At 72.1% G+C, this 9,390-nt stretch carries 9 protein-coding genes; 4 read left to right on the top strand and 5 right to left on the bottom strand.

From position 1 onward, the window contains the following. The first annotated feature begins 186 nt into the window (after window positions 1–186). Window positions 187–870: a response regulator transcription factor gene (locus AB0G28_RS11170; RefSeq protein ID WP_361086259.1), complete on the top strand. Its 684-nt coding sequence runs from the start codon at window positions 187–189 to the stop codon at window positions 868–870. A gap of 66 nt (window positions 871–936) precedes the next feature. Here the strand turns inward: AB0G28_RS11170 and AB0G28_RS11165 are convergent, their stop codons facing one another. Both AB0G28_RS11165 and AB0G28_RS11160 read right to left on the bottom strand, forming a co-directional pair. Further along, the gene (locus tag AB0G28_RS11165; protein ID WP_361086256.1) at window positions 937–1,206 is read right to left on the bottom strand and encodes a hypothetical protein; all 270 of its coding nucleotides are present in this window, start codon (window positions 1,204–1,206) and stop codon (window positions 937–939) included. Window positions 1,207–1,269: 63 nt separating this feature from the next. Next, window positions 1,270–1,533, bottom strand: coding sequence for a hypothetical protein (locus tag AB0G28_RS11160; RefSeq protein ID WP_361086253.1), 264 nt, complete (start codon window positions 1,531–1,533; stop codon window positions 1,270–1,272). Between the two features lie 288 nt (window positions 1,534–1,821). Between AB0G28_RS11160 and AB0G28_RS11155 the strand changes: the two genes are divergently transcribed. Continuing rightward, entirely contained in the window at window positions 1,822–3,261 is a 1,440-nt protein-coding gene (locus AB0G28_RS11155; protein WP_361086250.1) for an ATP-binding protein, read from the top strand. On the opposite strand, the gene AB0G28_RS11150 is transcribed toward AB0G28_RS11155, so the two are convergent. Then, the gene (locus tag AB0G28_RS11150; protein ID WP_361086247.1) at window positions 3,224–4,714 is read right to left on the bottom strand and encodes an FGGY family carbohydrate kinase; all 1,491 of its coding nucleotides are present in this window, start codon (window positions 4,712–4,714) and stop codon (window positions 3,224–3,226) included. The genes AB0G28_RS11155 and AB0G28_RS11150 overlap by 38 nt on opposite strands. Before the next feature lie 17 nt (window positions 4,715–4,731). Next, a complete protein-coding gene (locus AB0G28_RS11145) occupies window positions 4,732–5,610 on the bottom strand; it encodes an aldo/keto reductase (RefSeq protein WP_361086244.1) in 879 nt (292 codons plus the stop codon). Window positions 5,611–5,856: 246 nt separating this feature from the next. On the opposite strand from AB0G28_RS11145, the gene AB0G28_RS11140 reads away from it, so the two are divergent. Next, window positions 5,857–6,957, top strand: coding sequence for a helix-turn-helix domain-containing protein (locus AB0G28_RS11140; RefSeq protein WP_361086241.1), 1,101 nt, complete (start codon window positions 5,857–5,859; stop codon window positions 6,955–6,957). A gap of 23 nt (window positions 6,958–6,980) precedes the next feature. Next, window positions 6,981–8,015, top strand: a complete 1,035-nt coding sequence (gene sbnB / locus AB0G28_RS11135; RefSeq protein ID WP_361086238.1) for a 2,3-diaminopropionate biosynthesis protein SbnB — start codon at window positions 6,981–6,983, stop codon at window positions 8,013–8,015. 14 nt (window positions 8,016–8,029) lie between these two features. Here the strand turns inward: sbnB and AB0G28_RS11130 are convergent, their stop codons facing one another. Further along, window positions 8,030–9,130 (bottom strand): helix-turn-helix domain-containing protein, encoded by a 1,101-nt coding sequence (locus AB0G28_RS11130; protein WP_361086235.1) that lies wholly within the window; start codon window positions 9,128–9,130, stop codon window positions 8,030–8,032. Between the last annotated feature and the right edge of the window lie 260 nt (window positions 9,131–9,390).

The raw sequence follows: 9,390 nt of genomic DNA, 5'->3' as shown, positions 1-9,390 counted from the left end.
GGTGCGTCTGACGCACCGAACGCCACATTGGGTGCGTCCAACGCAACCAACGCCACATTGGGGCGCTCGTCGGGACGGCCGCAACTTGCCACGCGCGGCAGTAGCCGGAGCTGAATCCGCGATTCCCACCGTGCCCGCGACCATTGCCGAAGGAGGAAACCGGTGAGCGGATGGTTCAATGAGCCGGTGACCCCCGAATCGCCGCGCGGCCGGTTGCTGGTGGCCGACGACGAAGTGAGCATCGCCGCCATCCTGTTCACCACGTTCCAGTTCCTGGGCTACGACGTCGTCACGGCGGCCACCGGCCGGGAGGCGCTCCGGGCCGCGGCCAGCGCCGCGCCGGACGTCGTGCTCCTCGACGTCATGCTGCCCGACCTGGACGGGTTCGAGGTCTACCGGCGCCTGCGCGCCGCGGACGTCACGGCGCCCGTCATGTTCCTCAGCGCCCGGCAGTCCACCGACGACAAGGTGCACGGGCTCACCCTGGGCGGCGACGACTACGTCGCCAAGCCGTTCGACATCAAGGAGCTCGTCGCCCGGGTTGAGGTCCTGCTGCGCCGGGGCGTGCCCCCCGTCCCGCCCGCCACCCGGCTGCAGGTCGGCAGACTCGAAATCGACCGCGCCTCGCGCGAAGCGTGGAAGGACGGGACCCCGGTGCAGCTTTCGGCCACGGAGTTCGACCTGCTGTGCCACCTCATGGCGAACCCCGGCAAGGCCGTGTCCAAGGCGGAGATCCTGTCCGCGGTGTGGGGTCACGACTTCCACGGCGACTTCGGCGTCGTCGAGACCTACGTGTACTACCTGCGGCGGAAGCTCGGCCAGGAGCTGATCCGCACGGTGCGGAACTTCGGCTACCTGATCGCGGCCTGAACCCGGCCCCGGGAAACGAAGACGGGCCCGGCACGAGACCGGGCCCGTCTCCTGGCCAGTGATCGCTCAGAGCGCGCGCAGCGCCAGCAGGGCGTCGCCCGACAGGTCCGCCGCGTCGCCCGCGAACTCCGGGACCTCGCCACCGTCGAAGTGACCGCCGGCCTGGTGGTGGGCCTTGTAGTAGTCGACGGCCTTCTCGACCGCCCAGTTGGCGATGAAGGCGGCGCCGGCACCGTTGAAGGCGGCCCAGAAGCAGGAAACCGGGGCCGCCTGGGTGATCATCTCCAGCGGCTGGAGGACGTCACCGGTGTTGGCGAAGGACTCGATCCGGGTCATTTGTTCACCTTTTTTTCTCGGTTGTTGTTACCTGACTCGACACGTTCCCGGAACGGGAATCGGTCAGAACCGCGCGACGAGCGATTCCACGAGCTCGTCGCTCGAGACGTCGCCGGCCCGGCCCAAGCTGTCGCCGGCGGGGACGAAGTGCCCGCCGCCGTGGTGCCGGGCGTACCAGTCGACCGCCTTGTCGAGGGCGTAGTTCACGCAGATGCCGACGAAGGCGCCGGCGAAGGCGGGGGTGCAGAGCACCGCCGCGTCCGGGGTCAGCATCTCCAGCGGCGCGAGCGAGCCACTCGAGTTGGCGAAGGATTCGATCCGGGTCATGGGATTCACCTTACGGTCTGCCGAAAAAAGGGGGTTTTGTTCCGGGGAAGCAGCCGAGCTGCTCGACAACGCGACAGTAGTCCAGCCGATCGAAAGGCCACATCCACCGGAATACCCATTCACGGCGAGCGGTATTCCGAACGACACGAAAGCGATTTCGCGGAACGACGAACCGCGGCACTCGTTCGGCAACGCACGGAAGAAGAACTCGCGAATCGCGGAGGAGATCACTCGTTCGAGTGAACGTCTACACTGGACACAAGCACTCCCGGAACGGAAAGGTCCGCCGTGACCACTGCCGAGCGGCCACCGAGATCACTGCGCACCAAGCTCGTGGTGGCCGTGCTGACCGCGACCGCGATCGGCCTGGCCGCGGCACTGGTGATCACGATCGTCAGCGTGAACGCGTTCATGCGGTCCCGCCTGGAGCAGCAGGCCGTGGACTACCTGAGCGATCTCTCCGCCTACGTGGCGATACCGCCCGCCGCCCGTGAGTCGGCCGCGAAACCGGCCGTGCGCGGCGTGTGCGCGGCCATGATCGTCACCGCGTCCGGCCGGCTCGAACAGTACTGGGGCGCGCAGCCGGCGAAAGTGCCGACCCCGCCCGTGGATCTCCTGAAGTCCATGGCCGAAAACCGTTCGGTCGTCGTGCTCCCCGGGTCGACCTTCCTGGGCATGGCGGAGCGGCTGCCGAACGGCGACTACGTGGTCGGGGCGGTGTCGACCGAGGACTACGACCAGATCGCGCGCCGGATCGCGCTCGCCGAGTGCGTGGTGGTGCTGGTCGTGCTGGTCGTGCTCGCGCTCGTCCTGCTCCAGCTGAGCAAGAGGTGGCTGCGGCCGCTGGAATCCGTCGTCGGCACCGCCCGTTCCATCGCCGGCGGAGACCTCTCCCGGCGGGCCGAGGTCGACGGCTCGACGTACGAGGCGTACAGCCTCACCCGGTCGTTCAACACCATGGTGTCCCGGCTGCAGGATTCGTTCGACCGGCGCGAGTCCGCCGAACTCCGGTTGCGCCGGTTCGTCGCGTCGGCGGGGCACGAGCTGCGCACGCCGTTGTCGGCGATCTCCGGCTACGCGCAGCTGGCCCAGCTCGGCGCCCTCGACGAGCCGGAGAAGTTCCAGGCCGCCATGCGCCGGGTGTTCGGGGAGACGAAACGGATGACCGCGCTCATCGACGAACTGCTGCTGCTCGCGGAGCTCGACCGGGGCCGCCCGTCCGAAGCGGAACCGGTCGACCTCGCTCCCCTCTGCATCGACGCGGTGCACGACGCGCAGGCGGCGGCCCCGGAGTGGGAGCTGAGCCACGACATCGACTGCCGCCGGCCGTACCTGGTCGTCGGGGACGCGTTCCGGCTGCGCCAGGTGGTGACCAACCTGCTCGCCAACATCCGGGCCCACACGCCGCCGGGCACGAAGGCCCAGGTGTGGCTGTCCACCACCGGTTCCGAGCACGTGATCGACATCCTCGACGACGGTCCCGGCATCGACCCCGGACTGCGCGAGAAGGTCTTCGAGCCGTTCTTCCGCGCCGGCCCGAAGGGCTCGGCCGGCAGCGGGCTGGGCCTGAGCATCGTGGCCGACCTGGTGCACCACCACGACGGCACGATCGAGGTGATGCCCACCGACAGCGGCTGCTGGGTGCGCGTCCGGCTGCCGGCGATGAAGCCGGCCTCCGGCCCGCACGGGCTCACGAAGCCGTCCGGAGCTGGGTCAGCAGCCGGGTGAGCTGCTCGCCCAGCCGGCGCGTCGCGGCGAAGTGCGCGGTGGCCAGCGGATCCGGCAGCACCTCCCGGGCCGGCAGCCGGACGTCGGGCCGGTCGCCCAGGTACCCCAGCAGGCCGAGGCCGCGCCACGCCATGAGCGCCGCACCGATGGCGGGTGCCTCGTCCGTCCCGACGACCTCCAGGGGCACGTCGAGCGCGGCCGCCAGCAGCGGCCCCCACAGCGGGGACCGCAGGGCCGAGCCGCCGGCGCGCACCCGCGTGATGGGCTCGGTCCCCCGCCCGAGCGCGTCCCGCACCGTGGCCAGTTCCCGGGCGACGCCTTCGGCCATCGCCCGGGTCATCGCCGCCCTGCCGTGGTCGACCCGCAGCCCGACCAGCGCGGCGCGGAAGTCCGGGTCGCCCCAGGAGGTCCCGCCGGGCACCATGGCGTGCGGGATCCCGATCAGGCCCTCCGCGCCGATCGGCACCGACTCCGCTTCGGCCAGCAGGACATCGATGTCAATCCCGCCGAACGACTCCGCCGCCCAGCGCGCGACGGCGTCCCCGTTGCTGAACGTCCCCCGCGAAATCCACAGCCCGTCGGCGAACGCGTGGCACGACACCAGCTCCGACTCCCGGACCACCGGCCGCTCCTCGAGCACGCACAGGTCCGCCGAAGCCCCCATGGACAGCGCGGCGCACCCGCGGGACATCGCCCCGACGCCGATCTGGGCGGTGGCCGCCCCGGACGCGCCGACGACCACGGGCGTGCCGGCCGGGAGGCCGAGGAGCTCGCCGGCCGCGGCCGTCAACCGCAGCACCGAGGTGGGGTCGACCAGGGCGGGCAGCTGCTCGCTGGCCACGCCGGCGGCGTCGAGCGCCGGCTGTGCCCAGTCCAAAGTGGCCGATTCCACCCAGCCGGCGGCCGACGACGTCGAGACGTCGGTCACCAGCCGGCCGGTGAGGCGGGACAGCAGGAAGCCCTTCAACCCGGTCCAGTGCGCGACATGCCCGAACAGCTCGGGATCGTGCCCGGCGAACCAGGCCAGCTTGGCCACCGGGGAGGCCGGGGTCAGCGGGACGCCGGTCACGCGGTGCAGGGCGGCCCCCTGCTCGGCGACGAGCCGGCGGGTGGTGCCGGCCGCACGGCCGTCGGTCGCGTTGAGCACCGGCGTGAGCGGAAGCTGGCCGGCGTCCAGGGCCAGCAGCGTGGGCATGCGGGACGTCAGCGAAATGCCCCGCACGGAATTGCCGAAGACCTCGCAGATCCCGGCCGCCTCGCGGACCGCCGCAGCCAGGGCGTCCAGCACCAGCCAGGGATCCTGCACCGGGTCGACCGGGTGCGGCGTGGCCCGCGGCAGCGGCCACGCGACGGTTTCCCGCAGGCTCAGGTCCTCGCCGAGGACGGCGACCGTGATCACCGCCGTCCCGATTTCGGCCCCCAGCACCACATCCCCGCGTCCCGCACGCGTCATCGTGCCCCAGCCTCCGTTCAAACGGCTTCGAGGCAGCGCAGGTGCTCGTCGCTCAGGACCAGCCGGCCGGCGGCGAGGCAGTCGGCGAGCTGGTCTTCGGTGCTCACCCCGATCACCGGCTCGACGGACGGCGTCGAGGCGAGCATCCAGGCCAGCACCACCTGGTTGACCGAGACCCCGAGGTCGCCGGCCACCTTCCGCAGGGCGACGAGGCGCGGCTCGGTGCCCGGGTGGTCGTAGTGGGGCCAGAACTCGCGGTCCGGGCGCGTGTAGGCACCGGACAGCAGTGGCGAATACCCCTGCACGGCCAACCCGGCTTCGTGCGCGTACGCGGCCATTTCCGGGGTGAGGATCTTCTGGGGACCGAACGAGGCGCCCGGGAAGGGCCGCAGGTAGCTGTGCCGCTGCTGGAGCCAGGTGATCCTGGTCCCGGCGGACCGCAGCGAGGCGAGATCCTGGTTGCTCAGCCCGATTTCCCGGATCTTCCCGGCCTCCACCAGCTCCTCGAACGTGCCGAGGGTGTCCGCCGGCGGAACGGCCGGATCCATGATGTGCGCGAAGCAGATGTCCACGTGGTCGGTGTCCAGGCGGCGGAGGCTGTCCTCGACCGCGGAGCGGACCGCCGACGGCGAAAGCCCTTCGAAGTCCGTCAGCGCGCCGCCGGGCACCGGCCGGCCGCCGACCTTGGTGGCGAGCCGGATCCGGTCCCGCGTACCCCGCGCGCGGTGCCAGGCCCCGATCGCGAGCTCGCTTTCGTCGCCGGTGCCGTCCCAGCTGCTGTAGCAGTTCGCCGTGTCGACGGCCGACCCGCCGCCCTCGATGAAGGCGTCCAGGATCCGGAACACCGCGGCGCGATCGACCGTGGTCCCGAAGTTCATGCTTCCGAGGCAGATCACGGCACCGTCCAATCCGGGATTTCTCGCGCCTGAACCGAGTTTGACACGGGCGTCGGCCCTCGTGACATCCGCGCAACGCGGAACCGCTTTCCGCGCGGCGCGGCCTTGAACGGCGCTGACGAGGGAAAACCCGAATCTGAGGAAACTTTGAGCTACACCGCTCCCCGATCCGGTGAAGATGTCACGAGGTCAGGCACAGTCGATGACCGGTTCCGTTACTGGCTGAGACAACAAGGGTGAGGCCGGATGACTCCGACGAGTACCGACAAGACGTTTTCCCCCGTGGCCGCCGTCCCCTCCCTCCCGCGGGTCCACCCCGCGCCGGCGGGGCACGGGGCCGACGTGCAGACGCCCCGCAAGACCGTGGTGCGGCACGTGCTCCCGCTGTTCTCCGACGTGCTGTCGGACGGCTTCGTGCTCGACGGGCTTTCGGCGCGCCGGGTCGGCCACGCGTGGGCGGAGTCCGGCCGCGGGCTCGAGCGGCTGCTGGAGGCCGTGCAGAAGCTCACCGCCGACCTGGTGGACAAGGCGCTGAACCGGCCGGACCTGCGTGACACCGGCACGCGCTGCCTGGCGGCCCAGCGGATCAGCGAACTCGGCAACCGGATCCTGGTGGAGTTGACGCGCGGCTTCGCCGAGGCCGGCGCGGCGGCGCCGGAAGTCGAGGAGCCGAGCCGGCGCCGGCGGGCCGAACTGCTCCTGACCGGCGCGGCGACCCCGGCGCCGGACCAGACGTACGCCGTCGTCGCGCTGGCCACGTCCGAACTGGACCCGGCCGTGGTGGACGAGACGTTCCGCACCCTCACCGGCGACGGCACGCTGACCCTGCTCGCCGACGGCGGCGGGCACGTCCTGGTCCCCGCCCCGGACAAGGCGGACGCCGTCCGGCGCACCGAGAAGGTGCTGGACGCGCTCGGCGGGTCCGCGCGAGCCGCGCTGGTCTGGCCCGGCGGCCGCAGCCTGTCGGCGTGCCGGTCGGTGGCCGACGACATCCTCGCCGAGGCGACGTCGCTGGAACTGCCTCCCGCGGTGCACGTGCTCGACAACGTGCTGCTCGAGTTCGCCGCCGCGCACGAGCCGGTGGTGTCCAACGCCCTGCTGAAGGTGATCCAGCCCCTGCTGGCCCAGCCGGTGCTGTGGGAGACGCTGCAGGTCCTGCTGGCCGAGGACGGCAACCGCGGGAAGGCCGCGGAGCGGCTGATCGTCCACCGCAGCACGGTGGACTACCGGCTGCAGCGCATCGCCCAGCTCACCGGGCATTCGCCGTGCACGATCCGCGGGCTCCGGCTGCTCGCCACCGCGTCGGCGATGCACCGCCTGGCCGAGCTTCGCCGCTCCGCCGCCTGAAGGCCACTGGAAAGGACCGCACCTTGCCCGGAACGCGCCCGATCCCGCCGTTCACCGTCATCACCGGAACCGAGGTCCACCGCGTGCTCGACGGGGACGAGCGGGCCGTCACCGCCGTCGTCGAGCAGGCCTACCGCACGCACGGCGCGGGCGACACGGTCAACCCGCCGTCGTACTTCCTGCGGTTCCCGGACCGCCCGAGCGCCCGCATCATCGCCCTGCCCGCGTCACTCGGTGGCGAGTCCGGTGTGGACGGTCTCAAGTGGATCGCCAGCTTCCCGGAGAACGTCGGCGGCGGGATCCCGCGCGCCTCCGCCGTGCTCGTGCTCAACGACCGGGTCACCGGCTACCCGTTCGCGGTCATGGAGGCTTCGGTCGTCAGCGCGTCCCGGACGGCGGCGTCGGCGGCGCTGGCCGCGGACTGGCTGACCCGGCACCGCGGGCGGCCGCGGCGGGCCGGCTTCTTCGGCACCGGGCTGATCGCGCGGTACATCCACACCTACCTGGCCGCGAACGGCTGGGACTTCGGGGAAATCGGGCTCCACGACCTGGCGGCGTCGTCCGTCGACGGCTTCGCGGGCTACCTGGCCCGCACCGGCACCCGGGCCGGCGTCGTCCGCCACGACAGCGCCGAGGCGCTGGTCAGGTCGTCGGACCTCGTCGTCTTCGCCACCGTGGCGGACGTCCCCCACGTGACGGACCCGTCGTGGTTCGCCCACAACCCCGTGGTGCTGCACGTTTCCCTGCGCGACCTCTCGCCGGAGATCGTGCTCGCCTCGACCACCATCGTCGACGACGTCGAACACTGCCTCAAGGCCGGCACGTCCGTCCACCTGGCCGAGCAGCGGACCGGGCACCGCGGCTTCGTGCACGGCACGCTGTTCGACGTCATGACGGGCGCGGTGGACCTGCCGGCCGACCGGCCGCTGGTGTTCTCGCCGTTCGGGCTGGGCATCCTCGACCTGGCCGTGGGACGGCACGTGTACGACCGGCTCGCCGCCGACGGGGCACTGACGACGATCCCCGGTTTCTTCGCCGACGTGACCCGGTACGGCTGACGGTTCGCGGGTGTTCAGGAACCGCTGACCGCGTGCGCGACCATCGCGGCCGCCAGCACGCAGGCGCCGCGGCCGGTGAGGGGGTTCTGCCCGGTGATCTCTTCGATCCGCCGGATCCGGTAGTCCAAAGTGGATCGGTGGATGAACAGCTCGCGCGCGGCGACGGTCCGGTTGAAGTCGGCGCGGATCAGGGCTTCGAGGGTGGCGTGGAGGACTTCGTTGCCCGCCAGCGGGGCGACCAGCGCCACCAGCCTGGCCGACGTCACCGGATCCCGCAGCATGGCGTACTCCAGCAGGACGTCGTCGAGGCAGTACCGGCCGCCCGGGCGAGCCGTCGCCGCGGCCAGCGCCAGCACGTCCGTCGCCTCCTTGCAGCCGGCGGCGAGCGCGGCGCGGTCGGCGGGCACCAGCACCGTCCACGGCTCCTGGCCGAACCGGCCGGCCAGTGCCTCGAGCAGCGGGCCGGCCCGCCGCTCGAGCCGGCGGGGGACGAGCACCACGACCCCGTCGCCGACCGGGGCGCCCAGCATGCCGTCGTCATGGTGCTCGTCGAGCACCGCGGCCAGCCCGTCGTGCGGCACCGCCCGCGGGAACCGGGCCGCGACCACGACATAGCCGTCCTCCAGACCGGCCAGCTCCGCCGGCTCGAGCCGCTCCTGCCGGACGAGACGCTGGACGAGCGCCCACCGCGCCTCCCGCGCCGGCGCGGCCGGCACCGGCGTCCCGGTGCCCGCGAGCAGGTCGTGGACGAGGAGGTGGGCGACGCGCACGACGGAGACCACCCGGTGCGGCCGGTGCCGCGCGACGGCGTCGGTCACCTGGGCCGCGAACCGGCCGAGCAGGTCGGCGGCCGTGTCGGCCGCCCCGCCCGCCTCCGCGAACGCCTCGCCGGCGATCCGGACGCGGGCCCGCTGGGCGGGCGAAACCGTCACGTCCTCGACGAGGACGCGGCGGTAGATCCCGGTGATCTCGCCGAGCAGCGCCGCGGCCACCGGCCGGGCGGCCACCGGCGTGATGCCGTCGAGCAGGTCGCCCGCCGGCACCACGATGCCGTCGACGACGAAGCCGTCCTGTGGCTGCGTCCGGTCCTCCGGCCGGTCGTCCAGCACCGTCATGCGATCCCCACCCATCCAGCCGTCTTCCCACCGGTCCCGGCGGGGCAGCGCCGGCCCCGTCGGCAAGCGCTTTCACGTTCGGCGACGTCCCCCAGCCCCGTCACCCACAGTGAACGTATCGGTGAAGATCGTGAAGAAGCAACGCTTGCAGGGGAATCCCTCAAGAACCGCCAGCGAACCGGACACTTCGGACATCGCCGAGGTCGCCGCCGGGTCCGCCGAAGGAAAGTTCGGGGAAATGCGCAGTCGCCGTCCCCTTG

This window comes from Amycolatopsis sp. NPDC021455 (genome assembly GCF_040640995.1).
GTDB lineage: Bacteria > Actinomycetota > Actinomycetes > Mycobacteriales > Pseudonocardiaceae > Amycolatopsis.
This window is presented reverse-complemented; position numbering and strand designations above follow the sequence as displayed.